This window comes from Stenotrophomonas sp. WED208, assembly GCF_040984485.1.
Taxonomy (GTDB): domain Bacteria; phylum Pseudomonadota; class Gammaproteobacteria; order Xanthomonadales; family Xanthomonadaceae; genus Stenotrophomonas; species Stenotrophomonas riyadhensis.
In genome coordinates this window covers 944,973-968,013 of sequence record NZ_JAZARB010000001.1, presented here as the reverse complement: position 1 = coordinate 968,013, position 23,041 = coordinate 944,973, and the positions used below count along the sequence as shown (strand labels likewise).

Here is a 23,041-nt window from a genome sequence, read left to right as displayed (position 1 = left end):
CCATTCGGCGGACACTATTCATTCAAACGCACCCTCGCCTGCGACGCATGTTGGGGTAGATGATCTGCTCACAGTTCGCGCCGTCCACCAGGTCCACCGGGAACGAACCACGCACCTCATGTGCGGCCACCATGTGCACGCAGCGGCGCACATCGGCGGGAATGCGCAGGTCTTCGGCTGCCGCCCGGCTCCGTTCATGGCATCTCATCATCGCCATGGCGGGCGCTCCAGCAGGCAACGGCCTTGATCGTCATCCGATGCGCCAGCGCAGGATGATCGATGCCTCGGCGTGCCAGACGTCCCAGCACGTGTTCCGCGCAGCGATGCACCTGCGAGGGCAGCATGCCCTCCGGGCGCAGCACGGGTCGTTGCAGAATGAAGCGCGCAATCGCATCGGTCTGGCTTCCGCTCCGTAGTGCGGCCTCCTGAGCCGCAGTGAACGTCAGTGGTCTTGCGTCCGCATCGAACTGCGTCCTGCCCTTGCCGGTCACGCACCTCCAATCTCCGATGCGGGTAGGCAGGTGCCAGTCGTGCAGACCAGCCAGCACGCGTATCCGCTGTGCTTCGTCCAACGCATCCAGCAGGCGGGCGGCAGTGCGCCCATCGGCCCAGCGCAACAACCACGGCTGGCCGGTGCTGGAACAGCCCTCCCAGATCCGCCGTAGATGCTCGGCCAATGCGTTCGGGTTGGCGGTGCTGCGCAGCACCGACAGCATCGGCGCGCCGCGGCTCAGGTCCAGCAGCGCCTGCCAAAACCGTTCGCGTGCTCCGGCTTCGTCCGGCAGGGCAACCAGGCACGGCGACAGTCGATCCAATCCATTGCCGGCATAGCAATGCGTGAACAGCGGCGCCACTTCAGCGGTCAGCGCGCGCAGCTGCGTCCAGGCGTCCGGCGCGAATGCCATGTCCAGCAGCGCACAGGCGGGCCGCGCGTCCGCGCGCAGATCGCCGGGGCTCTGCCACGGCAACCGGGAATGCCGCCACGGATCGATCCACGGGGCGTCAGCCATTCTTCGCAGACCAGGGCAGGCCGGCCTGCATGGCTTTCTGCAGGCACTCCACGCAGACCGTCTGCGCGAACTGCGGCAGCGGAAACAGCTCCTGCACTGGGCCAGTGAAGTGCCGTTCGCCGGTCTTGAAGGTCAGCGTGCCCGGGCAGGTCACGTGCAGGTTGCCGTCCTTCAAGGTAATTGCCGCGCCGCCTCCCGTCGCAATGTGCAAGGTGCCTCCCGCAGCCAGCTGCACCTCCTCCTGGCGACTGGCCGCCACCAGCCCAGCGCGCGCCTGCAGGTGCACAGCGTCTGCCTGCGCCTGCACGTCGAGCGGCTGTTCGCCAGCCACCACACTCAACCCGGCACTATCAGGATTGCGTGTCGCGCCAGCCAGCACGCCGATGGCCTGGCGGCACTGCCAACGCACGTGGTCGCCTGCGATCACGCCCGAACTGGCGCCGCTGGCCAGCAGCGTGCTGTGCCCTGCCGCCAGCTGGATCGACTGCCCGGCCACCTGGCAGATGCCTGCCGGTGCCGACAGTCCCAGCACCGCAGACCCGGTTGCGGGGATGTCTTCGTCAGTACCCTGCAGCCGCTGCGATGCCGCCACGCTGTCGGCCAGGGTCTGCAGCACGCTCGCGCCATCGCCCTCGATGGCAGGGCCACGCAGCCGCACTGTGCGCTGCTGCCGTGCAGCTTCGTCAAAGGTCTGCGCCAGCACGACGGTCTGCCGCAGCAGGGACACCGGCGCAGCGCGCAGGCCGGCCGGGGCGGACGCGGCGCGCTGCATGCTGTCCAGCCATAGGCCTGCCGTTGCACGCACGGCGCCCCACGCATCGCTGCGCAGTTCGAACCCACTTCCGCGCAGGCTGCCGCGGAAGTTGTGCTGCCGGTGACACAGATGCCCCATGCTGAGTGCGCTGTGGCACTGCGTTGTGGCGAGTCGCACCTGCAGCTGGTCGTCGCTGTCATCAAACGCCAGACTGTTGCCGCCATCGCCGTCCCAACTCTGCGAGCTGATGCCCCACACAGCGCCTGCATTGCGCTGGGCCGGTTCGCCCGCGCCTACGGCATGCCAGCGCGGGGCTTTGCCACCGGCAAGGTTGTTCTGGGCGCTGCTGCCAGCATCGCTGGACTGCGCGAGCGCTTCAGCGCGCGCTTCGCCACGGCCGTTGTAGAGCGCGCCAATCACGATGGGGCGGCAGAGGTCGCCGTTGACGAAATCCACCACCACCTCCTGGCCGACGCGGGGCAAGAACTGACTGCCCACGCCAGGGCCGGCGAAGGTCTGGGCAACCCGCAGCCAGCCGCTGTCAGCCCTGCTGTCGGTGGCAAAGCCGAACCGCACACGGATGCGCCCGGTGCTGTCCATGTACAACGGTGCACCGTCATCGCCGCCGAGCACGGTAGCCAGTTGTGGCCCGGGGGCCGTCGATCGCCCTGCCCTGCCCTCCGGCGAACGTCGCCATCGACGGTCGAACGGCATGGCCTCGAAACGGTTGGCATAGCCCAGCTTCAGCGCGCGGTCTGCGGGCACGGTATCGGGCAAAGCGTGCAGCGGCAGGTGCTGCTGCAGTTCGGCAACGGCAGGCAGTTGATTGACCGCCGCGTGTTGCACCGCCGTAAGCAGCAACGCAGGCACCGCCCGCTGCCCGGGTTCTGGCAGCACCTCGAACGCGTAGCCGGGCTGGAAGTCCGGCTCGGTCCCCTCACCGGTCCAGCGCCGCTGCTCACACAGCGCCGCTTCGGTGTCGCGCATCACCTCGGCCAAGGCGTCGTGCGAGGTCTCCCACGCCGCGTGGCGGGCCGGCGAATAGTCCTCCAAGGGGCCACGGGCCACTGTGCGAACAGGCAGGCTGGCCGAAACCACCCGCAACGGATCGTCCAGGTCCGTCACGCGGGTCATGTGGGTCGGCACTACCCGCCAGGCTTCATGCAACAGTGCGATGCCCCCGCCATCCAGCACGCGCTGGCTCTGGTGAAGGCGCCGCGGTGGCGACAGCAGCGAGCATCGCGTGCTGTCGCCGAAGATCATCAGCGTGTGCCCGCCCGGTGCCTCGGGCAGCGGGCGGATGCACCAGCCCAGGCCTTCATCGGCCATCAACTGCTGCAGGAATGCCATGTCCGATTGGCGATACTGCACGCGGTAGCCCCGGCACCGACGCTCCAGCGCATGGGGACTTCCGAGGTGCCAGGACCAATGCGCCAGGGGCGCATGCACCGAGAGTACCGTGCGGATGATGCTGGCCACATCCTCATCCTGGAAGACGCGGCTGTGGCGACTGTCATGCAGCCAAGCGGTCCAGTCGGCCAGGTGAACGCGGTACCGCACCAGACGGCCTGCGTAACCCAGGCGCTCGACGCTGCGGATCAGCCCGGCGCGGACAACCTCGGCGCCGTCCGGCTGGCGTGTGGTGATGCTTGCCGGTCGGGTCAGCCAGTCATCCAGGCTGTGCTCGCATGCCTCGCCCAGCAGATCAACCTGGCAGCGCAGGCCTTCGGACAACGACTCGCTGCCGTGCCAGCGCTCCACGATCAACCGCAAGGCGGTAGGACCGCAGAATCGATGGACGCGCGACGACGCCTCGTAGGCGGCAACAAACGATGATGGGTGATCCATGGCAGTTCCTCGACGAACACGGCACGCGAGGGCGCGCTTGTCTGTAGTCCAAGCCTTGGCGGATCAATGCGGAGGACGCAATCTGAAAAGTGTCTGAAAAACGTCGAGGATCAATTTCTGCCCGGCACGACAGACCTCACCAGGTTCAACGTCAGCGCGTGCAGCCAATGCCTGGCAGCCAGGGAGGCGGAATGCGACAAAGGATGCGCCGCCCCACGACGACTACTGCAGCGTTGCTCCACCCCGGATCTTTTCAGCCCACAACTGCTGTTGCGCGTGGCAGGTCAGCTCGCGTGCAGCCAGCAGCAGGCCTTCCATCGCATCCGAAGGTACGACCTGCAACGGACCTCCGCGGGTGCGTGCGATATGCACGGCGTACATCATCCGGGTCAGGATGGTGATACCTGCGACGGTATGCCTGATGCCGGCCAGCGTGCCGGCCTCCGACGCTTTCAACCCGGCGCGTTGTGCAGCCTCCCCGGTGATGCGGTCGACGTCCATCTGGACCTTCAGGAGCGGCATCAGGCCATCGGGCCGGGACAGCGTGTCCTCGACACGCTGGGCGATATCGGCGGACAGCTGGCTGATCGATTCGCCGACCAGTTGATACAGGTTCGGGTAACGGGTGCGGTGTGACATGGCGAACCTCCTGGCGGACGGCGGGTGATTCCGGCGCAGGCATCTGGCCATCTGCACGTCAGTCTGTCAGGAGGCAAATGCGGCAATGGCAGCGGGGATCGCCGGAACCGTGAGCCGCGACACGCTGCCACAACCGCACGGCTCCCAGCCCGAACTGGCAGGAAGAGGTACTTCCGTGCTCCTTGCGACATTGAATCCACCCGATGCCTCGCGGATGCAGTGCCGGCCAAGGTCGGCACCTACCGAAGCGGGTGTGTCGGCCGTCCGCGCTTACAACGGCTTCGGCGAGAACGTCAGCGTGGCGATCACGCCACGCTCGCCACCGGGGCGCACGCTCACCTGCCAGCCGTACAGATCGCACAGGCGGCTGACGATCGACAGGCCGATGCCACCGCCCTGCGAATGGCCGGCGTGGGTGCCGCGATAACCGCGCTGGAACAGCTTGGCGGCGTCTTCCTCGCTCAGGCCTGGCCCACTGTCGGTCACCGACACCGAATTGGTGCCGACGAACACGCGCACTTCGCCATCCTGCGAGTACTTCACCGCGTTGCCGATCAGGTTGCCCAGCGCCACCGACAGCGCCGCCTCGGGCGCGTCGATCACCAGGTTGCGCTCGCCTTCCAGCGCCAGCTCCAGTGGCTTGCCACCCAGCTGGGCGCGATGCGCGTCCAGCAACTGTTCGGCCACGCGGGCGACGTTGCTGGTGCCCTGCCCGCGCTCGTTGCGCGACAGCAGCAGCAGGGCGCCGATCAGATCGCTGCATTGCTGTTCCGCACGCTGGATACGCTGCAGGCGCTGCAGTACCTTCTCATCCAGCCCGGGCCGGGTCAGCAGCAGCTCGGTGGCGCCACGGATCACCGCCAGCGGCGTGCGCAGCTCGTGGCTGACGTCTGCATTGAATTCGCGGTCGCGCTGCACCACTTCGGTCAGCCGCGAGGAATAGTCGTCCAGTGCCTGGGCCAGCTGCCCCACTTCGTCATCGGGGAAGCGTGGCGCCAGCGGTTCGGGGTCACTGGTGCCGCCGCGGTAGGCGCGCAGCCGCGCGGCAAGATCCGACACGGGTTTCATCACCTTCGATGCCGACCACCAGCCCAGCACCAGCGACAGCAGGCTGAACACCAGTACCGACAGCACCAGCGCGCGGTTGAGCTGCTGCCCACCCCGCACGCTGTCGGTCATGTCATAGGCCAGGAACGCCCAGGCGTCGGGCGTCTTGCGCACGGCCAGCTTGTAGGCGTACGGCTGACCACGTTCGTCGGTACCGGAAATGTTGTGGTTGCCATCAGGCAACGCTGCCCAATCCGGCTCTTCCTCGCGCAATGCCTCGAACTTGTCGGGTTTGACCAGGCGCGCGCGCATCTGCTGCACGGGCAGGTCGGGGTTTCGATCCGGGCTCTCGTAGAACCGACGCACATACTCGTTGATGTTGCGGTTCATCACGTCTTCCACCAACTGGTTTTCCACGCGCATGCGGGCCCAGTTGGTGGCGAACGCGAACAGTGTTGTCAGGCAGAAGCCCAACAACACGAACGAGACGATGATGCGGCTGCGCAGGCGCCGCCGATAGGGCGTGCGCCGGCGCTCCCCCTTGGTTGCCACGGAATCAGGCTTCCGGGGTGGCGATGCGGTACCCGATGCCATGGCGGGTCTGGATCAGCGGCACTTCAAACGGCTTGTCGACCACCGCACGCAGGCCATGGATGTGCACGCGCAGCGAGTCCGAGTCGGGCAGTTCCTCACCCCAAACACGGGTTTCCAGCTCCTGGCGGGTCACCACGGCGGGGGCCGCCTCCATCAGCGCCTGCAGGATCTTCAGCGCGGTCGGGTTGAGCTGCAGCAGCTTGCCCTGGCGGCGCACTTCCAGCGTGTCCAGGTTGTATTCCAGGTCGCCGGTTTCCAGCACGCGGGTCTGCACGCCCTTGCCGCGACGCGACAGGGCATTCAGGCGCACTTCCACTTCCTGCAGCGCGAACGGCTTGATCAGGTAGTCGTCGGCGCCGGAATCGAAACCGGCCAGCTTGTTGTCCAGCGAGTCGCGGGCGGTCAGCATCAGCACCGGGGTCTGCTTGCGCGCTTCGTTGCGCAGCTTGCGGCACACTTCGATGCCATCCATGCCGGGCAGATTGAGATCCAGCACGATCGCGTCGAACTCGTGGACCACGGCCAGGTGCAGGCCGGTCACCCCGTCGGCGGCGAAGTCCACGGTGTGGCCACGATCCTCAAGGTAGTCGCCAAGGTTGGCGGCGATGTCGCTGTTGTCTTCGATTACGAGAATGCGCACTGGGACCTCTGGTTCTTGAAGGGTCGTCGGGGGCCAGGCCCACGCTGCAGGATGGGCCTGCAGGAGTGGACGCGACGTCTACCTGCTGAACGATACAGGTTCCATTCTTAACATTTCGTACCGGCACCGCGAGGCGGGCGCAGGGCCCGCCCCCTCGTCCTCAGCGGCTCATGCGCTGCTGGTCGATCATCGTGCGGCGGCTGTCTTCCTGGGCCTTGCGGCGTTGGGCCACGGTCAGGCACACGCTCTGTGGCATGTTGCTGCCGGTCAGGCGTTCGCGGCGGCAGATCATGCGGCTGTCGGCCTGGGCACGGGTCATGATCGTGTTGACGATCTCCTGCTCGTTGAAGACGTCGTTGCGCTCCTGTGGCGCGAGTTCGTCCACCTTCTCACGGCCATTCATCTTGATCTTGATGCGGTTCAGGGCCTGCTGCACCCGGCTTTTGTCTTCGAGGCCGATCTCGCTGTAAGCCTCGCTGCCCATGGCCGTTTCAACGTTGCGGATCTGCTCGGAAACCGGCGTGGAGCTGTCCATCCGCACGGTGGGCTTGTCAGCCTTGGCATGTGCGGTGGCGGCCAGGCCCAGAGACAGCATCAGGGCCAGCGTGGTCTTGCGGTACATGTCGCACTCCAGGTTCTTCCATGAATGGGAGCCAACTTTACGACTCCGACGAAGCGCCCACAAGGGACGCTCGGCAGGGTGACCGTTGGCCACAAGGCGCGATCAGGATCAGGGTGATCACGCCGTCCTTGAGCAGCATAAAAAAGACCCAGGCGGTGCCCCCGCCTGGGTCTGAAGTTGTATCCCGATACCGATCCTGCTGAGAGGCAGAGCTGCGGTTCGCTGAAGGCTACGCCGGGCCCGATTAAAGGCATGTTAAACCCGGCCTCATTCGCTCATGAGAATTTCAAGCCACTGAATAATCAGGGCTTTTTGAGCTTTTCAACATGCTCGATGATGCGTGTGGCCACATCCACCCCGCAGGCGGCTTCGATCCCTTCCAGCCCCGGCGTGGAGTTGACCTCCAGCACCAGCGGCCCACGCGCGGAGCGGATCAGGTCCACCCCGCATACCGACAGGCCCAGCGCTTTCGCCGAGCGCACCGCTACCTGCTGCTCGGCACGGCTGGCCTTGGCTGCCACCGCAGTGCCACCGGCATGCAGATTGGAGCGGAAGTCGCCTTCCGGGGCCTGCCGTTGCATCGAGGCCACCACCTGGTCGCCAACCACGAAGCAGCGCAGGTCGGCGCCCTTGGCCTCGCCGATGAACTCCTGCATCAGGAAGTTGGCATACAGCCCGCGCAGCGCCTCGACGATGCCGCGCGAGGCACTGGCCTTCTCGGTGAGGATCACGCCCCGCCCCTGGGTGCCCTCATTGAGCTTCACCACATGCGGCGGCGGGCCGAGCATGGACAACAGATCAACAGTGTCGTCGGGGTTGTCGCCGAACACGGTGACCGGCATGTCGATGCCCTTGGCCGCCAGCAACTGGTGCGCACGCAGCTTGTCGCGCGAACGCAGGATCGCGTCGGACGGATTGGGCGTGCGCGCGCCCATCAGCTCGAACTGGCGCAGCACGGCGGTGCCATAGCGGGTGATGGAGGCACCGATGCGCGGGATGACCATGTCCACCCCGGTCATCGGCCTGCCCTTGTAATGCATCGAGAAACCATCGGCCGCGATGCGCATGTAGCAGCGCAGCGGATCGAGGATGCGCACGGTGTGGCCGCGCGCGCGGGCCGCCTCGACCAGCCGGCGGGTGGAGTACAGGGAGCTGTTGCGGGACAGGATGGCGAGCTTCATCGCGGCAGGATCGGGCGGCAGGCGCGCAGCATAGCGCGGGCGTGTGGCGGGTGGATGATGCTCTGCGGCGTGGCCTGGCCGGAAACGGACGGCACACTGCCAGGATCTGGACAGACCGGAAGGAAGCCCATGTCGATCACCGTGTTCCCACGCTTTTCGGAGGTGGACGTGCTTGGCCACGTCACCAACACCGCCCTGCCCGTCTGGTTCGAGGAGGGCCGCCAGGAGATCTTCCGGTACTTCAGCCGCGAGGCCGGCATGCGCGACCTGACGCTGATCCTGCGCCGCTACGAAATCGACTTCCTGCAGCAGATCCAGCCGGGACACGACGTGCGCATCGAGACCCGCATCGAGAGCATCGGCCGCTCTTCGCTGACGATCGTGCAGCAGGCGTTCCAGTTCGAGGCCCTGGTAGCCAGCGGACGCTGCGTGATGGTGCATTTCGACTACACGACCAACGCCTCGCGCGAGATCGATGCGGGGCAGCGCCGGGCGTTGTCGGGGCTGTTTACCGAGGAGTATGCGCAGTCGCTGCGGGAAACGCGCGAGCGCGCCGCCGAGGCCTGATCAGGGCGAAGGGATGCGAAGGTTGAAGCGTCCATTGCGAGCACGCAGTGCCAACGGAGTGTCCCGCCACTCCACGGGAAGCGCCAGCGACGTGTGTACTGTCGGGCAACGCGTGATGTCATCAAACTCCCAGCGCTCCTCGTAGGCCTCGCATCGGAGCGTGCCGTCATCGCCGGCCTCGATCACATCGATCCAAGCCCCACTCCGGGCCTTGCCGCTGCCGCCCATCGCATGGCGGCCAATGGCTTGCCAACGCCCCTGCCAGTGGATGAGCCACACTCCCGCGATGGGACGCAGCTCCCCATCGAGCACGCTGCCCGCCACCACCAGGCATCGCCCTGCCGGGCTGGTGATCACCGTATCCAGGCCACAGGCGTGGCGCTCACTGGGCTCGCCATCAAGACAGAGCGCGTACGGGCAGATGCGCGCGAACAAGGTCGGATGCGCAGTCAGGCGCAGGTCGTCGGGAAGCAGCGGGATGGCCTGCAGCACCCGGGCATCAGGCAGGACATGCCGCAACGCCTTCGGCACTCCAGCGCTCAGCGCCGGGTGCGCCTGGTGCAGCCACAGACCGCGACAGGGATACAGCTGGCGCGTGCTGCTGGGCAGGCTGCGCAGCCACGACACGGCGCCAGCGTCTCCTTCGGATTGCCGCTGCGCATTCAGTTGCTGCCAGAACTGCCAGCCAGGCATCGCCAGCACATACACCACCTTGTGATGCTCATCGTAGACGATGACGGCCTCGCACCGGTCAACATAGCAGGAGGCCCAGCGCAGTGCGCTTCCCGGAACGTCCTTCCATCCGCAACTGGCATCACGACCACCTGCAATGGCGATGTCTTCGACGATGGCACCATCACGCAGCATCTGGGTGCTGTAGACGGGCCCTCCCATGCCCAGCTCGCCCCATTCCAGCTGCACATCGTGGGCAGGCGGCCGGTTGGCAAAGCGCCCTGGTGTTCGCGAGCGCAACCGTTCACCGCCTACTGCATCGCCGATCAGATCGAAGCGCTGCAGCACGCCCCCCAACGCAAGACACGCAGCCAAGCCCGCGATCACTCCCAGAGGTGACCACCACGCCACACCGATGACAACCCAGACCAGAATGGGCAGCCATTGGGTGTAACGGCGAAGCGTGCTTCGATTCAAAGCCATGCAGATCAGGCAGAGTGTTCGTTGTGATCCATCACGTCGACCTCCAGAATGTGCGCTCACAGGCTAAGAGAAGCCAAGCGCGATATCCAGCGGTGCTGCCCGCAGCAACGGAGGAGAACACGTTCTCCTCGCAGGTGCTCAGTGACGTTGAAAAGCTGACGAAAATGCCGGCGGGCAGTTCCCGGCAGGAGCGCCTCAAGGAACATCTTTCCGTGATCAAAGCGCTTTCAGCCGAAGCGGATCGGCTGGGTGGCCTGCTCGATCAGGAGTGATCGAGAGGCGGGATGGAGCGGGCGATGGGAATCGAACCCACGTCAGTAGCTTGGGAAGCTACAGCTCTACCATTGAGCTACGCCCGCAGCGCGGATGAAAGTCTATGCGGAGGGACCGGTACAGCGCAATGGTGGCCACCGCATCCGCGAGGGGTCAGAGCCCTTTCCTTGCGGAAAGGGATCCGACCCCCGCGGTTGCTGCTTAGAACGTGCCGCTGAAGTTGGCGAACAGCGTCGCGTCCTGGGCACGCTTCTGCCCGGCCGATGCGCTCAGGCCGAAGTTGCTCTGCAGTCCGAACAGCTCGGTACGGGCCCCCAGCACCACGGTGGCGTAGTTCTTGTCGAAGTTCAGGCCCGGCACGCGGTAGCTGCCCAGTTCCGGCAGGGTCTGCAGCCAGGCACTGGCCTGCTTGGTGTCTTCGAACTCGTGGTCGTAGGTCACCTGCGCGTACGGCTTGACGGTGCCGCCATCGAAGCGGGCCTGCCAACCGATGCGGCCGACGGTCGAGTCGACGTTCTGGCGGTCATAGCCCAGTGCGGTGGCCAGGGTGCCGGCCGCAGCACTTTCGGTGTAACCGTCGATCTTCACCTTCTGCCAGATCACCGAAGCGATCGGGCCGTGGCGGAAACCGCCCTCGGTGCCGAACTCGTAACCAGCGTTCAGGGCAGCGGTCAGGTTGCTGCCGTCCGGCGAACCACCGTGCTCGCGGGTGGCCGGGCCCAGCTGGACCTTGCGGTTCACGTCATAGGACAACCAGGTGTAGCTGACCTGGCCATTGACCCAGATGCGGTCGTGGTACCAGCCCGCGAACAGACCGGCGGTGGTGTCCTTCTGGGTGAAGTCACCACGGCTGTTGCCGAAGTCGGCATTGAGGCGGCCAAAGCCGGCGAAGCCGCCGAACACCATGCCGTCGCGCGCCCAGTCGATACCGAACAGGCCGGCCGGCGCCAGGCCGTCGTACAGGTCGGCATGGTCATAGCGCTGCAGGTCACCGCGCACGCCGCCCCACCAGGACAGGCCGTCGGCCGGACGACCACCCAGATGCATGCTGACCTGGTCGGCGCGCGAGCGGCCGATGGTCTGCGCCGAGTGGCTCAGCACCTGCTGCAGACGGGGGCCTTCCAGCACCGATACCGCGTACTGGCCCAGCAGCTGGTGGCCGGCGGTGGTCGGATGCACGCCGTCGGCGAACAGGTAGGTGTTGGCCGCATCCGGGCTGACGTAGCTGGTCGGGTTGCAGGTCAGGATGCTCTGCGTCGAGTTGGCCGGGTCGATCTTGCAGGCGGTGCTGGTGACGTTGGTGAAACCGTACATGCCCGGGTTGGCAGCCACTTCGCCCAGCACGGTGAAGGTATCGAGCGGGATGAACTCGATGCCGGCCTGCTTCAGGCCGCCGTACAGGGCCTTGTTGTAACCGGCCGACAGCGCGGTGGCGGCTGCGGCATTCGGGCCACGGAAGGCCGGGGTCAGGCCCACGTTCGGCAGGTTCGGCACCAGCACGTACTGCGCACCCGCCTGCTTCAGCGCGCCGACCAGGGCGATCTGGTCGGTGACGGCCGCGCCGATGATGGCCTGCGCCTGCGCCGGCGCAGCGGCCGCGGCGAACAGGTCGTTGGCACCGCCCCACACCGTATACAGGACATTGGCGTCAGCCTTGCCGCCATTCGCGGCCAGGTAGCGGGCCGCCTGCGACTTCAGCGACGGGATGGTTCCCATCGCGCTCGGAACGTCCACGCCGACGCGGGCACCACCCACCGCATAGTTGTCGCCGCTCTGGCCGTTGCCGTTGGCGGCGCCGTTGAGACCGTAGTAGTTGGCCACCTGCTGCGACCACACCCAGCCCGGGTTGGTGGTGAACTGGCCGGTGACCGGCTGCACGCCGGGCGGCAGCAACGGGCGGAAGTAGCCGGCATCGGTGAGGCTGTCACCGAAGAACACGGCCTTGGAATACGGGGATTCGCCTGCCATGGCCGGAAGCGCGGCCAGCGCGATCGCGGCCGCCATCAGGGAGCGGATCGGGCGTTTGCTGAGCAGCATGTAAAGAACTCCTGTGGGGATATCGTTGAGGACCCGGCGGACGTACGCCGGCGCACGGTGAATGGTTTCACTGCGCCGCCGTTTGCTCACGCTGCGCCGCCGCATGGATTGTCGCCTGACCGCGTGAAAACCCGTTGTGCCAGAGCTGGCGCCCGGTTCAATTTGCAAACGTTCCGATCCCACCGGGCTATCGGCGACAATGCACGGATGAACATCCAGCTCAACGGCGAACCCCGTACCCTGCCCGCTCTGGCGACCCTCCACGACCTGCTCGAAGCCGAGCAGCTGCTGCAGCGCCGGGTGGCGGTGGAGGTCAATGGCGAGATCGTCAGCCGCAGCCGCCATGGCGGGCATGTCCTTGCCGAAGGCGACGTGGTGGAGATCGTGCACGCGCTGGGCGGGGGCTGAGGCTGCTCGGGTCTTCAGGGGTCAGATCCCTTTGCCACAGGCAAAGGGATCTGACCCCACGCTCGACCCCGCCCGCTGCGTGACCCCATCTTCAGGCGGATAAGCGATAATCGCGCCATGAACGTTCATGTCTCCCCCGATTCGCTGGTGATCGCCGGCAAGACCTATGGCTCGCGGCTGCTGACCGGCACCGGCAAGTTCAAGGATCTGGAAGAAACCCGCCTGGCCACCGAGGCTGCAGGCGCCCAGATCGTCACCGTGGCCATCCGCCGCACCAACATCGGGCAGAACCCGGGCGAGCCGAACCTGCTCGACGTGCTGCCGCCGGAGCGCTACACCATCCTGCCCAACACTGCGGGCTGCTACACCGCCGAAGACGCGGTGCGTACCTGCCGGCTGGCCCGTGAGCTGCTGGACGGCCACAACCTGACCAAGCTGGAAGTGCTGGGCGACCAGAAGTCGCTGTACCCGGACGTGGTGCAGACCCTCAAGGCCGCCGAACAGCTGGTCAAGGACGGCTTCGACGTGATGGTCTACACCTCCGACGACCCGATCCTGGCCAAACGCCTGGAAGAGATCGGCTGCGCTGCGGTGATGCCGCTGGCCGCGCCGATCGGTTCGGGCCTGGGCATCCAGAACAAGTACAACCTGCTGCAGATCATCGAAGACGCCAAGGTGCCGATCATCGTCGACGCCGGCGTGGGCACCGCGTCGGATGCGGCGATCGCGATGGAGCTGGGCTGCGACGGCGTGCTGATGAACACCGCCATTGCCGGTGCACGCAGCCCGGTGCTGATGGCCAGTGCCATGCGCAAGGCCGTCGAAGCCGGCCGCGAGGCCTTCCTGGCCGGGCGCATCCCGCGCAAGCGCTACGCCAGCGCCTCCTCCCCGGTGGATGGGTTGATCGGCTGATGACCAATCCCTTCGACAGCGCCGGTTCCAAAGCCCCGCCCAAGCCCTTCACCGTGAGCGAGGGCCGCCGCGAAGTGCGCAGCTTCGTATTGCGCCAGGGCCGCTTCACGCCCGCCCAGCAGCGCGCGTTCGACGAACGCTGGCCGCGCTTCGGCATCGACTACAACGGCCAGCCGCGTGACCTGGACGCCACCTTCGGCCGCCCGGCGCACAAGGTGCTGGAAATCGGCTTCGGCAATGGTGCCGCGCTGCGCTTCGCTGCCCAGCACGACCCGTCGCGCGACTACATCGGCATCGAGGTGCACGCCCCCGGCGTGGGTCGCCTGCTGAACGCGCTGGCCGACGACAACGCCGACCATGTGCGCCTGTACCACCACGATGCGGTGGAAGTGCTGCAGAACGAGATCGCCGATGGCGCGCTGGATGAAGTGCGCATCTACTTCCCGGACCCGTGGCACAAGAAGCGCCACAACAAGCGCCGCCTGCTGCAGCCTGCATTTGCCGAGCTGCTGGTGCGCAAGCTGCGCCCGGGTGGCCGCCTGCACTGCGCCACCGACTGGGAGGACTACGCCGAGCAGATGTGGGACGTGCTCGATGCCACCGCCGGCCTGGTCAACCGCGCCGGCCCGCGTGGCAGCGTGCCGCGCCCGGACTGGCGTCCGCAGACCCACTTCGAGACCCGCGGCCAGAAGCTCGGCCATGGCGTCTGGGACCTGCTGTACGACCGCACCTGACGATCGCCTGAGGACACCGCTCCCCACATGGATACCGCGCTGACGCTGACCAACGACATGAAGCTCGTGCTCGGGCTGGTCGGCTTCACGATGGCGATGTTCCTGTTCGAGCGCATCCGCGCCGACGTGGTCGCGCTGGTGGTCCTGGTGGTTCTCGGTGTCACCGGCCTGATCGCGCCGGAGGAGATCTTCGGCGGTTTCTCCGGTAACGCGGTGATGAGCATCATTGCCACCACCATCCTCGGTGCGGGCCTGGACCGCACCGGGGCGCTGAACCGGCTGGCCGCGTGGCTGCTGCGGCGTGGCCATGGCGTCGAGCAGCGGCTGCTGATGATGACCACGGCCATTGCCGGCCTGAATTCCTCTTTCATGCAGAACCCGTCGGTGATGGCGCTGTACCTGCCGGTCGCCTCGCGACTGGCCGCGCGCACCGGGTTGACCCTGCAGCGCCTGCTGCTGCCTATTTCGGCGGCAATCGTGATGGGTGGTGCGCTGACCATGGTCGGTAATTCACCGCTGATCCTGCTGAACGATCTGCTGGCCTCGGCCAACAACAACCTGCCTTCCGGCCTGGCCACCATCGAGCCGCTGCGCATGTTCGCGCCACTGCCGATCGGCGTGGCCCTGCTGATCGCCTCGCTGCTGTACTTCCGCTATTACGGCGACCGCAAGCTGGTGGAAGAGGAAAGCCTGGTCAACGACGGGGTCACCCCGGCACGCACCGAGAGCTACTTCGCCAAGACCTATGGCATCGAAGGTGATGTGTTCGAGCTGGTGGTCAGTGCCGAAAGCCCGCTGGTCGGCATGACCCTGGGCGAGGCGGAGAACCTGCACGATGCGCCGCTGCTGCTGGCCCTGAAGACCGGCAACGACACCCGCCTGGCGCCGCCGGCGGAGATGCGCATCTGGGTCGGCAGCGTGCTCGGCGCGATGGGCCCGCGCGAGCAGATCAGCGACTTCGCGCAGAATCAGTTCCTGCGCATGTCCTCCCGCCTGAAGCATCTGGGCGACCTGTTCAACCCCAGCCGCGCCGGCATTTCCGAGGCCGTGGTGCCGCCGACCTCGAACGTGATCGGCAAGAGCGCGGCCGACCTGCGCCTGCGCAAGGAGCGCGGTATCAGCCTGCTGGCGATCAACCGCGACAAGCAGGTGATCCGCGAGGACGTGCGCGACGTGCAGCTGCGCGCCGGCGACATGCTGGTGTTCCACAGCATCTGGACCGACCTGGCGCAGGCCGCCCGCAGCCGCGACTTCGTGGTGGTGACCGACTACCCGACCGGCGAGCAGCGCCCGCACAAGTTCAAGATCGCGATGGCGATCTTCGCGCTGACCATCCTGATCGCGCTGACCAGCAAGCTGCCGGTGGCGCTGACGCTGATGACCGGCGTGGCCGGCATGCTGCTGACCGGCGTGCTGCGCATGGACGAGGCCTATGCCTCGATCAACTGGAAGACGGTGTTCATGATGGCCGGGCTGATTCCGCTCGGCTGGGCGATGGATTCCAGTGGCGCGGCGGCATGGGTGGCCGGCCATACCATCGACAAGCTGCCCACCGGCATACCGGTGTGGGTACTGGAGGTGGCGCTGGCGCTGCTGACCACGGCGTTCTCGCTGGTGATCAGCCATGTGGGCGCGACCATCGTGATGGTGCCCATTGCAGTGAACCTGGCGTTGGCGGCGGGCGGCAATCCGACGGCGTTCGCGCTGATCGTGGCGCTGTCGGCGTCCAACAACCTGATGACGGCCTCCAATCCGGTGATCTCGATGATCACGGGGCCGGCCAACTACACACCGCGTGAGATGTGGCGGGTCGGCGGCCCGCTGTCGCTGATCTACACGCTGGTGGTGGTGTTGATGATCAACCTGATGTTCTGAGGTTGGGGTTTGTTGGCAGGGCTGCGCCCTGCACCCCGGTAGTGCCGGCCGCTGGCCGGCAACCTCAACAGCAAAAGCGTGCATTTCGTGGGATGCCGGGGTGGGTCCGGTTGCGGGGGACGCCGTAAACCCGTCCCTGGGGGCTTGGCCGCGGCATCCATGCCGCGGACACCCCCGCAACCGGACCCACCCCGCCTTCGACAGATTCATGCGAGCTGTCGAAACGGCATTCCGTGCTGCTGTTGGTAGGTGTCGACCTTGGTCGACACGGCTTTTGTAGCGTCGAGCCATGCTCGACTGCTCCTGGCTTGATGGGGTCAGAGCCGCTTTCCGGCGGAAAACGGATCCGACCCCTGGTCTGGACTCAGGCCAGATAAACCTGCCCGTCGCGCACGTCCACCGGTACCGCGCGCAGGCGGTCGCCCTTGCAGGGGCCGGCGATGCAGTCGCCGCTGTCCAGCGCGAACGAGGCACCGTGGGCGGCACACACCAGGTGGCCCTCGCGGCTCTTCAGGAACTGGCCCGGGGCCCAGTCCAGGCGACGGCCGGCGTGCGGGCAGATGTTCAGGAACGCACGCACCTGCGCGCCATCGCGGTACAGCACCAGCGATTCGGCATCGCCATCGACCACCGCTTCGACCTCGGCAAACGCGCCATCGGCAATGGCATCAAGGGCGATCAGGGCAGCGGCGGCAGTCATGGCGAAGGCTCGGACAGTAAACCTGCATTGTCGCACGCCCACTCAGGTGACTGGCTGCGACATGAACACAAGTCATTGATCCGTAATAAGCACAGGCTATATTTAACGAGTTTTTCACTCAATGACAGTGGCGCGTCCCGATACTCTGGTTTCGCTGATCCCAGCCTATCGAGCCGCCATGTTCAATCGCGCATCCGCCTTCAACCAGTTCCGCACCCTGTTCGCGCCGCGCAAGCCGCGTCACCCGCTGGTGCGCGTGGCCGTGGGCCTGCTTGGCCTGGCGATCCTGGCCGCGATGGTGTTCATCGGCGTATTCGTCGGTGCGGCAATGATCCTGGTCGGCCTGGCGTGGAAGCTGCTGGCCTCGCGCAAGCCGGGCGCCGCGCGTCCGGTCGACCCGACCGTGGTCGAGGGTGAGTACCGCGTGGTGCGCAAGCCGGTGCTGCCGGCCTCGCGCTGATCCACGCCCTCCGCGCCCGCTGACGGCGGGCGCCATGCGTTCTAGACTGCGGGCACGCCCTTCCTGGATGCCCGCATGTCCGATGTCTCCGATGTGATCCCTGCCGTAGCCCTGCCGCGTGTGCCGGTGGTGGGCGGCGGCAGCTTCCCCGTGCACCGCATCTACTGCGTCGGCCGCAACTTCGCCGACCATGCCCGCGAAATGGGCGCGGCGGTACCGGCAGCCGATGACCGCGGCCGCCCGATGTTCTTCAGCAAGCCAGCCGATGCGATCGTGGTCGGCCACGACGATGCCATCCCCTACCCCCCAGCAACCGCCAACCTGCACCACGAAGTGGAGCTGGTGGTGGCGATCGGCCGCGATGCGCCCGCGGGCGAGCTGGCCGTGGCCGATGCCGAAGCGCTGGTCTACGGCTACGCCGTTGGCCTGGACCTGACCCGTCGCGACCTGCAGGCCGCGGCCAAGGACAAGGGCCACCCGTGGGATGCAGCCAAGGGCTTCGATGCCTCCGCGCCGATCAGCGAGATCGTGCACGCCGAGGAAGTGGGCGACCTGGCCGCGCTGAACCTGTCGCTGGAGGTCAACGGCGAAGTGCGCCAGCAGGCGCTGCTGGACCAGATGATCTGGAACGTGCCGGAGATCCTGCATGAGCTGTCCAAGCTGTGGCAGCTGCGTGCCGGCGACCTGGTGTTCATGGGCACCCCGTCCGGGGTGGCTGCGCTGAAACCCGGCGACCGCTTCAGTGCCCGACTGGAAAACGTGGCCGAGCGCCACGGCGTGATCGCCGGCTGACATCACCTGCGCTACCCTGCGCGCTGTCCACTTCCCCCACCGGAGAAAAACAACAATGGGAATGCTCACCGAGTTCAAGGAATTCGCGATGCGCGGCAACGTCATCGACCTCGCCGTCGGCGTGGTGATCGGCGCGGCCTTCGGCAAGATCGTGACCGCCCTGGTCGAGAAGATCATCATGCCGCCGCTGGGCATGCTGATCGGCAAGGTGGATTTCTCGCAGCTGGCCTGGACGTTGTCACCGGCCAGCGTCGGCGCCGATGGCAAGGAGATCCCGGCCGTGGTGATCGGCTACGGTGACTTCATCAATACGCTGATCCAGTTCGTGATCGTGGCCTTCGCCATCTTCCTGGTGGTCAAGACGATCAACCGCCTGTCGCGCAAGCAGGAAGCCGCACCGGCCGCACCGGCCGAGGAAGTGGTGCTGCTGCGCGAGATCCGCGACAGCCTGAAGAAATAAGGCGGCCTACCGGTAGTGCCGGCCGCTGGCCGGCAAGGTCCGAACAAGCGGGGAGCCGGCCAGCGGCCGGCACTACCGCGACTGCACGAAAGCCCCGCCCCGGCGGGGCTTTCGCTTTGCCGGACGTGGCGGAAAACAGCGTTCGCGGCAGCCATGACCTCCCGCCCATGCGCCGGGCTGAACGACTGTTAAGCTCCAAGGCTTAGGTCCCTTCCCGGAGTTGTCCATGCGTCGCCGCGTCCTTGCCATCGCATCCTCCCTCGCCCTGCTGGCCGCCCCGGCCTTCGCGGCGCCGCGTACCACCACCCTGCCCCCGGCGTCGCTGGCCACCGCCGCACAGCTGCGCGACCAGGCGCTGGCCGATGACACCGGCTGGAAGGTGGTCGAATCGCTCACCACCGAAATCGGCCCGCGCATCGCCGGCAGCGAGGCCGACGCCCGCGCCGTGGCCTGGGCCGAGGCCAAGTTCAAGGCCCTCGGCTTCGACAAGGTGTGGAAGGAACCGGTGACGTTCCCGAAGTGGGAGCGCCGCAGTGAACACGCCGCGGTGACCGGCAAGAACCCGCAGCCACTGCAGATCACCGCGCTGGGCGGCAGCCCGGGCGGCACCGTTGAAGCCGAAGTGGTCCGCTTCGCCGACCTGGCCGCGCTGCAGGCGGCACCGGCCGGTTCGCTGAAGGGCAAGATCGCCTTCGTTGATTACCAGATGCTGCCGTTCCGCGATGGCCGCGACTACGGCCGTGGCGGCGCGATCCGCAGCAAGGGCCCGTCCGAAGCGATCCGCAAGGGCGCGGTCGGCTTCCTGATGCGCTCGGCCGGTACCGACTCGCACCGCGTGCCGCACACCGGCATCACCCGTTTCGATGAAGGCCTGACCCCGGTGCCGTCGGCGGCGCTGTCGGTGCCCGATGCCGACCAGCTGGCGCGCCTGCTGGCACGTGGCAGCACCACGGTGAAGGTGGCGCTGGACTGCGGTTGGGATGGCACCGCCACCTCGTACAACGTGATCGGTGAGATCACCGGCCGCAGCCTGCCGAAGGAAGTGGTGGTGATCGGTGGTCATCTGGATTCGTGGGACCTGGGCACCGGCGCGGTGGATGACGGCGCAGGCGTGGGCATCACCATGGCCGCCGGCCACCTGATCGGCCAGCTCAAGCAGGCGCCGAAGCGCACCATCCGCGTGATCGCGTTCGCCAACGAGGAACAGGGGCTGTACGGCGGCAAGGCCTACGCCGAAGCGCACGCCAAGGATGTGGCCCTGCACCAGCTGGCTGCCGAGAGTGACTTCGGTGCCGGCCGCATCTATGCCTTCAATACCGGTTCGCCGAACCCGGAAGGCTCGCGCGAAGCGACGAAGCAGATTGCCGAGGTGATGAAGCCGCTGGGCATCGAGTACCAGGCCGACAAGGGTGGCCCGGGCCCGGACGTCGGTCCGCTGGCTGCCAAGGGCGGTGCGTGGGCATGGCTGGCGCAGGACGGCTCGGATTACTTCCACCTGCACCACACCGCCGACGACACACTGGACAAGATTGACCCGAAGGCGCTGGCGCAGAACGTGGCTGCCTACACCGTGTTCGCGTACCTGGCGGCGGAAGCCGATGGCAGCTTCGGCAGCGAGGCCAAGGCGACCACGCCGCCGAACGAGTGATGCGGTAGTGCCGGGCCATGCCCGGCGAACGCAGCGGCGGGAGCGGTGCGAACCAAGGTTCGCACCCACCGGGTAATGGCGCTCCCACCGGGTAATGGCGTGCGGTCAGAGCCCTCGCGTCGGCGAGGGATCTGCCCCCGGTCCTGTCAGCCCTCCCACACGCTGGTGTTGCGTACACCCAGCAGCTTCGGATTGAACAGTGGATCCTTGCCCGCCTGGCGATGCTGTTCGTAGTCGCGCAGCGCCGCCAGCGCCGGCTTCTGCAGCAGCAGGATGGCGATGATGTTCAACCAGCTCATCAGGCCGACGCCGATGTCGCCCAGCGACCACGCGATCGTTGCACTGTTCACCGCCGAGTAGCCGGTCGCGGCCAGGAACAGCAGCTGGAACCCGCCCATCACCCACGGCGCGGGACGATCACGGCACAGGTAGCTGATGTTGGTCTCGGCCATGTAGTACAGCGCCAGGATGGTGGTGAACGCGAACGGCAGGATCGCCAGCGCCACGAACGAGCGGCCGAAGCCCGGCAACGCGGATTCCACCGCATGCTGCACGAAGCGCGGCCCGGCCTCGACGCCGGGCAGATTGCCCAGCAGCAGGCGCGCCTCATCCGGAATGCCATTCACTGCCGGGTCGTAGACGTTGTACAGACCCGTGGACAGGATCAGGAACGCGGTGGCACTGCACACCACCATCGTGTCGATGTAGACCGAGAACGACTGCACCAGGCCCTGCTTGACCGGATGCGAAACTTCGGCGGCAGCGGCCGGATGCGCACCGCTGCCCATGCCGGCCTCGTTGGACAGCACGCCACGGCGCACGCCCCACTGGATGGCGGTACCGATCATTGCACCGAACGCGGCATCCACACCGAATGCACTGCGCAGCACCAGCATGATCACCTCCGGTACTTTCTCTGCATTGAGCACCATCACCAGCGCCGCCACCAGCAGATACGCCACTGCCATCAGCGGCACCACCCATTCGGCAACCCGCGCGATGCGGCGCACGCCGCCGATCAGGATCGCACCCAGCACCACCAGCAGTACCGCCGTAGTGGTCATCACCGGCACGTTCCAGGCTTCGTTCACCGCACTGGTGATGGCGTTGGACTGGGTGCCGGCCAGCATCGCGCCGGCCAGTACGGTCACCAGTGCGAACAGCACCGCGTACCAGCGCTGGCCCAGGCCTTTTTCGATGTAGTAGGCGGGCCCACCGCGATACTGGCCCTTGGCATCGCGGTCCTTGTAGATCTGCGCCAGCGTGGATTCGATGAAGGCACTGGACGCGCCGAGGAAGGCGACGATCCACATCCAGAAGATCGCGCCCGGGCCGCCAAAGGCGATCGCCATCGCCACGCCGGCGATGTTGCCGACCCCGACCCGGCTGGACAACGACAGCGACAGGGCCTGAAACGGTGACACGCCGGATTCGGAGCGCTCATGACGGAACATCAGGCGCAGCATGTCCGGCAGCGCACGCAACTGGATGAAGCGGGTGCGCACACTGAAGTACAGGCCAGCGAGCAGGCACAGCACCACCAGGTACGGGCTCCAGACGACGCCGAGGATCGTGTTGACGATGGATTCGATGTTCATCGGCCGCCCCTCAGAAGAACATGCCCAGGGCGACCTGGGGGCTGATGATGCGGCCGGCGTTGCGCCCGGCCACGGTGAATTCGACGCCGGCGATCAGGCCCAGTGACGGACTGAAGTGGTACTCCACGGCCGGCGCCAGGCTGACGTTGCGGCTGGCCGGACGGTGCTCTTCAATCCGTTCGATCACACCACTGCTGTTGCGTGCGAAGCCGCTCAGGCGCTGGCCGGTCTCGCGGCTTGCGGCCATTTCCATCACGCCCACCCAGCGTGAGTTGAAGCTGTACTCGGCGCCCACCGACAGGCCCAGTACCGAGCCGCGCGAAATGTGCCCCTGGAAGCTGTCGTCGGTGCCATACACGCTGGTGCCGGAAATGGCGGTGCGCGATGGGGCAGGACCGGCGCTGAGCTGGGCGCGCCAGCGCACGGGGCGATCGTTGCCCAGCCACACCACCTGCTGCACGCCCAGCGCGGCGGTGGTGCGCTGCACGCCATCGCCCTGCGCATCCAGCGGATTGCCGGTGATGCGGTCGTGGCTGCCGGTGCTGAAGCGCTGCACCAGCGCGACCGAGATGGCCGGACGGGTGCCATCGGCATTCGGTGCCTGCAGCAGGTACTGCAGGCGTGCCGTGGTGTCGCCGGCACGGAAGCCGCTGCTGCGCGCACTGCCGGATTCCGAGCGTGAGGCGCTGAGATTGACCTGGCCCATCACCCGGTCGCTGAAGCCGTAGATGATCGGCACCACGGTCGCCCACGCACCACTGCGCTCGGCGCTGCGGCGGCGATCCCCGTTGTTGTCGTAGTGGTCGCGGCTGTCGACCCGCACCAGATAGGGCTCGATGTACCAGTTGCCCTGCGGCAGGCCGGCCGGATTCGGCGTGATCAACGGGCCGGTGAAATTGACCCCGTCCAGGCTGCGCTCTCCGGCCTGCACCGCGGGTGACGCAAGCGCAGCGAGTGCCAGCACCAGGCAAGTGCGGCGTGTGCGGCGTTGGATTCGATGCATGGAACCACTCCTGTACGACGTTGGAAGGATCTCCACCGTGCGGCGCGGGAAACGGCCCAGCAATGAGATAAGTTCTAAAATTGC

At 66.7% G+C, this 23,041-nt stretch carries 22 protein-coding genes and 1 tRNA gene; 10 read left to right on the top strand and 13 right to left on the bottom strand.

Annotation, left to right across the window (positions count from 1 at the left end; all coding sequences use genetic code 11):
- Positions 1–194: 194 nt before the first annotated feature.
- The 7 genes from VPH47_RS04275 to rimK all read right to left on the bottom strand — a co-directional run bounded on the left by VPH47_RS04275 (position 195) and on the right by rimK (position 8,335).
- A complete protein-coding gene (locus tag VPH47_RS04275) occupies positions 195–1,010 on the bottom strand; it encodes a DUF4123 domain-containing protein (protein ID WP_368850193.1) in 816 nt (271 codons plus the stop codon).
- A complete protein-coding gene (locus VPH47_RS04270; protein ID WP_368850192.1) occupies positions 1,003–3,612 on the bottom strand; it encodes a type VI secretion system Vgr family protein in 2,610 nt (869 codons plus the stop codon). Before VPH47_RS04270 ends, VPH47_RS04275 begins: the two co-directional genes overlap by 8 nt.
- 222 nt (positions 3,613–3,834) lie before the next feature.
- The gene (locus tag VPH47_RS04265; protein WP_197611728.1) at positions 3,835–4,251 is read right to left on the bottom strand and encodes a hypothetical protein; all 417 of its coding nucleotides are present in this window, start codon (positions 4,249–4,251) and stop codon (positions 3,835–3,837) included.
- Positions 4,252–4,521: 270 nt separating this feature from the next.
- Positions 4,522–5,892, bottom strand: coding sequence for a sensor histidine kinase (locus VPH47_RS04260; protein WP_368850191.1), 1,371 nt, complete (start codon positions 5,890–5,892; stop codon positions 4,522–4,524).
- Complete coding sequence (locus VPH47_RS04255; protein ID WP_005410804.1) at positions 5,855–6,532, bottom strand: response regulator transcription factor; 678 nt, start codon at positions 6,530–6,532, stop codon at positions 5,855–5,857. The genes VPH47_RS04260 and VPH47_RS04255 overlap by 38 nt, the downstream gene beginning before the upstream one ends.
- 160 nt (positions 6,533–6,692) lie before the next feature.
- Positions 6,693–7,154, bottom strand: coding sequence for a hypothetical protein (locus VPH47_RS04250; protein ID WP_197611729.1), 462 nt, complete (start codon positions 7,152–7,154; stop codon positions 6,693–6,695).
- Between the two features lie 302 nt (positions 7,155–7,456).
- Positions 7,457–8,335 (bottom strand): 30S ribosomal protein S6--L-glutamate ligase, encoded by an 879-nt coding sequence (rimK, locus tag VPH47_RS04245; protein WP_005410807.1) that lies wholly within the window; start codon positions 8,333–8,335, stop codon positions 7,457–7,459.
- 129 nt (positions 8,336–8,464) lie between these two features.
- Here rimK and VPH47_RS04240 point away from each other — a divergent pair, with 129 nt between their 5' ends.
- Positions 8,465–8,902 carry a thioesterase family protein gene (locus VPH47_RS04240; RefSeq protein WP_110713379.1) on the top strand — a complete coding sequence of 146 codons (438 nt, stop codon included), beginning with the start codon at positions 8,465–8,467 and terminating at the stop codon, positions 8,900–8,902.
- Here VPH47_RS04240 and VPH47_RS04235 read toward each other — a convergent pair whose 3' ends face one another.
- A complete protein-coding gene (locus VPH47_RS04235) occupies positions 8,903–10,057 on the bottom strand; it encodes a hypothetical protein (RefSeq protein WP_368850190.1) in 1,155 nt (384 codons plus the stop codon).
- A gap of 14 nt (positions 10,058–10,071) precedes the next feature.
- On the opposite strand from VPH47_RS04235, the gene VPH47_RS04230 reads away from it, so the two are divergent.
- Complete coding sequence (locus VPH47_RS04230; protein WP_368850189.1) at positions 10,072–10,329, top strand: hypothetical protein; 258 nt, start codon at positions 10,072–10,074, stop codon at positions 10,327–10,329.
- 13 nt (positions 10,330–10,342) lie between these two features.
- On the opposite strand, the gene VPH47_RS04225 is transcribed toward VPH47_RS04230, so the two are convergent.
- Together VPH47_RS04225 and VPH47_RS04220 are read right to left on the bottom strand one after the other, a co-directional pair.
- Positions 10,343–10,416 (bottom strand) — tRNA-Gly (locus VPH47_RS04225).
- 115 nt (positions 10,417–10,531) lie between these two features.
- The gene (locus tag VPH47_RS04220) at positions 10,532–12,367 is read right to left on the bottom strand and encodes an autotransporter outer membrane beta-barrel domain-containing protein (RefSeq protein WP_110713383.1); all 1,836 of its coding nucleotides are present in this window, start codon (positions 12,365–12,367) and stop codon (positions 10,532–10,534) included.
- Positions 12,368–12,574: 207 nt separating this feature from the next.
- Here VPH47_RS04220 and thiS point away from each other — a divergent pair, with 207 nt between their 5' ends.
- The 4 genes from thiS (at position 12,575) to VPH47_RS04200 (ending at position 16,296) form a co-directional block, all read left to right on the top strand.
- Entirely contained in the window at positions 12,575–12,775 is a 201-nt protein-coding gene (gene thiS, locus VPH47_RS04215; protein WP_180854242.1) for a sulfur carrier protein ThiS, read from the top strand.
- 117 nt (positions 12,776–12,892) lie between these two features.
- Positions 12,893–13,687, top strand: coding sequence for a thiazole synthase (locus VPH47_RS04210; RefSeq protein ID WP_180860835.1), 795 nt, complete (start codon positions 12,893–12,895; stop codon positions 13,685–13,687).
- Entirely contained in the window at positions 13,687–14,421 is a 735-nt protein-coding gene (trmB, locus tag VPH47_RS04205; protein ID WP_010481468.1) for a tRNA (guanosine(46)-N7)-methyltransferase TrmB, read from the top strand. The genes VPH47_RS04210 and trmB overlap by 1 nt, the downstream gene beginning before the upstream one ends.
- A 27-nt stretch (positions 14,422–14,448) precedes the next feature.
- On the top strand, positions 14,449–16,296 hold the full coding sequence (locus VPH47_RS04200) for an SLC13 family permease (RefSeq protein ID WP_110713387.1): 1,848 nt from the start codon (positions 14,449–14,451) through the stop codon (positions 16,294–16,296).
- 364 nt (positions 16,297–16,660) lie between these two features.
- Here the strand turns inward: VPH47_RS04200 and VPH47_RS04195 are convergent, their stop codons facing one another.
- Positions 16,661–16,996: a Rieske (2Fe-2S) protein gene (locus VPH47_RS04195; RefSeq protein ID WP_012511947.1), complete on the bottom strand. Its 336-nt coding sequence runs from the start codon at positions 16,994–16,996 to the stop codon at positions 16,661–16,663.
- Positions 16,997–17,174: 178 nt separating this feature from the next.
- Between VPH47_RS04195 and VPH47_RS04190 the strand changes: the two genes are divergently transcribed.
- From VPH47_RS04190 to VPH47_RS04175, 4 genes are all read left to right on the top strand, one after another.
- Entirely contained in the window at positions 17,175–17,456 is a 282-nt protein-coding gene (locus VPH47_RS04190; protein ID WP_019660189.1) for a hypothetical protein, read from the top strand.
- Positions 17,457–17,531: 75 nt separating this feature from the next.
- Entirely contained in the window at positions 17,532–18,248 is a 717-nt protein-coding gene (locus VPH47_RS04185) for a fumarylacetoacetate hydrolase family protein (protein WP_012481114.1), read from the top strand.
- A 55-nt stretch (positions 18,249–18,303) separates the two neighbouring features.
- Positions 18,304–18,708: a large-conductance mechanosensitive channel protein MscL gene (gene mscL, locus VPH47_RS04180; protein ID WP_153855661.1), complete on the top strand. Its 405-nt coding sequence runs from the start codon at positions 18,304–18,306 to the stop codon at positions 18,706–18,708.
- 226 nt (positions 18,709–18,934) lie between these two features.
- Positions 18,935–20,356, top strand: a complete 1,422-nt coding sequence (locus VPH47_RS04175) for a M28 family peptidase (RefSeq protein WP_100478672.1) — start codon at positions 18,935–18,937, stop codon at positions 20,354–20,356.
- A gap of 146 nt (positions 20,357–20,502) precedes the next feature.
- Here VPH47_RS04175 and VPH47_RS04170 read toward each other — a convergent pair whose 3' ends face one another.
- On the bottom strand, positions 20,503–21,954 hold the full coding sequence (locus VPH47_RS04170) for a sodium:alanine symporter family protein (protein WP_093999603.1): 1,452 nt from the start codon (positions 21,952–21,954) through the stop codon (positions 20,503–20,505).
- Between the two features lie 10 nt (positions 21,955–21,964).
- Positions 21,965–22,957, bottom strand: coding sequence for a hypothetical protein (locus VPH47_RS04165; protein WP_180846454.1), 993 nt, complete (start codon positions 22,955–22,957; stop codon positions 21,965–21,967).
- Positions 22,958–23,041: the final 84 nt, after the last annotated feature.

What these genes read in the sequence shown, in the direction of transcription:
- VPH47_RS04275 (WP_368850193.1), bottom strand. Translation starts at nt 1,010, where the DNA reads ATGGCTGACGCCCCGTGGATCGATCCGTGGCGGCATTCCCGGTTGCCG.
- VPH47_RS04270 (WP_368850192.1), bottom strand. Translation starts at nt 3,612, where the DNA reads ATGGATCACCCATCATCGTTTGTTGCCGCCTACGAGGCGTCGTCGCGC.
- VPH47_RS04265 (WP_197611728.1), bottom strand. Translation starts at nt 4,251, where the DNA reads ATGTCACACCGCACCCGTTACCCGAACCTGTATCAACTGGTCGGCGAA.
- VPH47_RS04260 (WP_368850191.1), bottom strand. Translation starts at nt 5,892, where the DNA reads ATGGCATCGGGTACCGCATCGCCACCCCGGAAGCCTGATTCCGTGGCA.
- VPH47_RS04250 (WP_197611729.1), bottom strand. Translation starts at nt 7,154, where the DNA reads ATGTACCGCAAGACCACGCTGGCCCTGATGCTGTCTCTGGGCCTGGCC.
- rimK (WP_005410807.1), bottom strand. Translation starts at nt 8,335, where the DNA reads ATGAAGCTCGCCATCCTGTCCCGCAACAGCTCCCTGTACTCCACCCGC.
- VPH47_RS04240 (WP_110713379.1), top strand. Translation starts at nt 8,465, where the DNA reads ATGTCGATCACCGTGTTCCCACGCTTTTCGGAGGTGGACGTGCTTGGC.
- VPH47_RS04235 (WP_368850190.1), bottom strand. Translation starts at nt 10,057, where the DNA reads ATGGCTTTGAATCGAAGCACGCTTCGCCGTTACACCCAATGGCTGCCC.
- VPH47_RS04220 (WP_110713383.1), bottom strand. Translation starts at nt 12,367, where the DNA reads ATGCTGCTCAGCAAACGCCCGATCCGCTCCCTGATGGCGGCCGCGATC.
- thiS (WP_180854242.1), top strand. Translation starts at nt 12,575, where the DNA reads ATGAACATCCAGCTCAACGGCGAACCCCGTACCCTGCCCGCTCTGGCG.
- VPH47_RS04210 (WP_180860835.1), top strand. Translation starts at nt 12,893, where the DNA reads ATGAACGTTCATGTCTCCCCCGATTCGCTGGTGATCGCCGGCAAGACC.
- trmB (WP_010481468.1), top strand. Translation starts at nt 13,687, where the DNA reads ATGACCAATCCCTTCGACAGCGCCGGTTCCAAAGCCCCGCCCAAGCCC.
- VPH47_RS04200 (WP_110713387.1), top strand. Translation starts at nt 14,449, where the DNA reads ATGGATACCGCGCTGACGCTGACCAACGACATGAAGCTCGTGCTCGGG.
- VPH47_RS04195 (WP_012511947.1), bottom strand. Translation starts at nt 16,996, where the DNA reads ATGACTGCCGCCGCTGCCCTGATCGCCCTTGATGCCATTGCCGATGGC.
- VPH47_RS04190 (WP_019660189.1), top strand. Translation starts at nt 17,175, where the DNA reads ATGTTCAATCGCGCATCCGCCTTCAACCAGTTCCGCACCCTGTTCGCG.
- VPH47_RS04185 (WP_012481114.1), top strand. Translation starts at nt 17,532, where the DNA reads ATGTCCGATGTCTCCGATGTGATCCCTGCCGTAGCCCTGCCGCGTGTG.
- mscL (WP_153855661.1), top strand. Translation starts at nt 18,304, where the DNA reads ATGGGAATGCTCACCGAGTTCAAGGAATTCGCGATGCGCGGCAACGTC.
- VPH47_RS04175 (WP_100478672.1), top strand. Translation starts at nt 18,935, where the DNA reads ATGCGTCGCCGCGTCCTTGCCATCGCATCCTCCCTCGCCCTGCTGGCC.
- VPH47_RS04170 (WP_093999603.1), bottom strand. Translation starts at nt 21,954, where the DNA reads ATGAACATCGAATCCATCGTCAACACGATCCTCGGCGTCGTCTGGAGC.
- VPH47_RS04165 (WP_180846454.1), bottom strand. Translation starts at nt 22,957, where the DNA reads ATGCATCGAATCCAACGCCGCACACGCCGCACTTGCCTGGTGCTGGCA.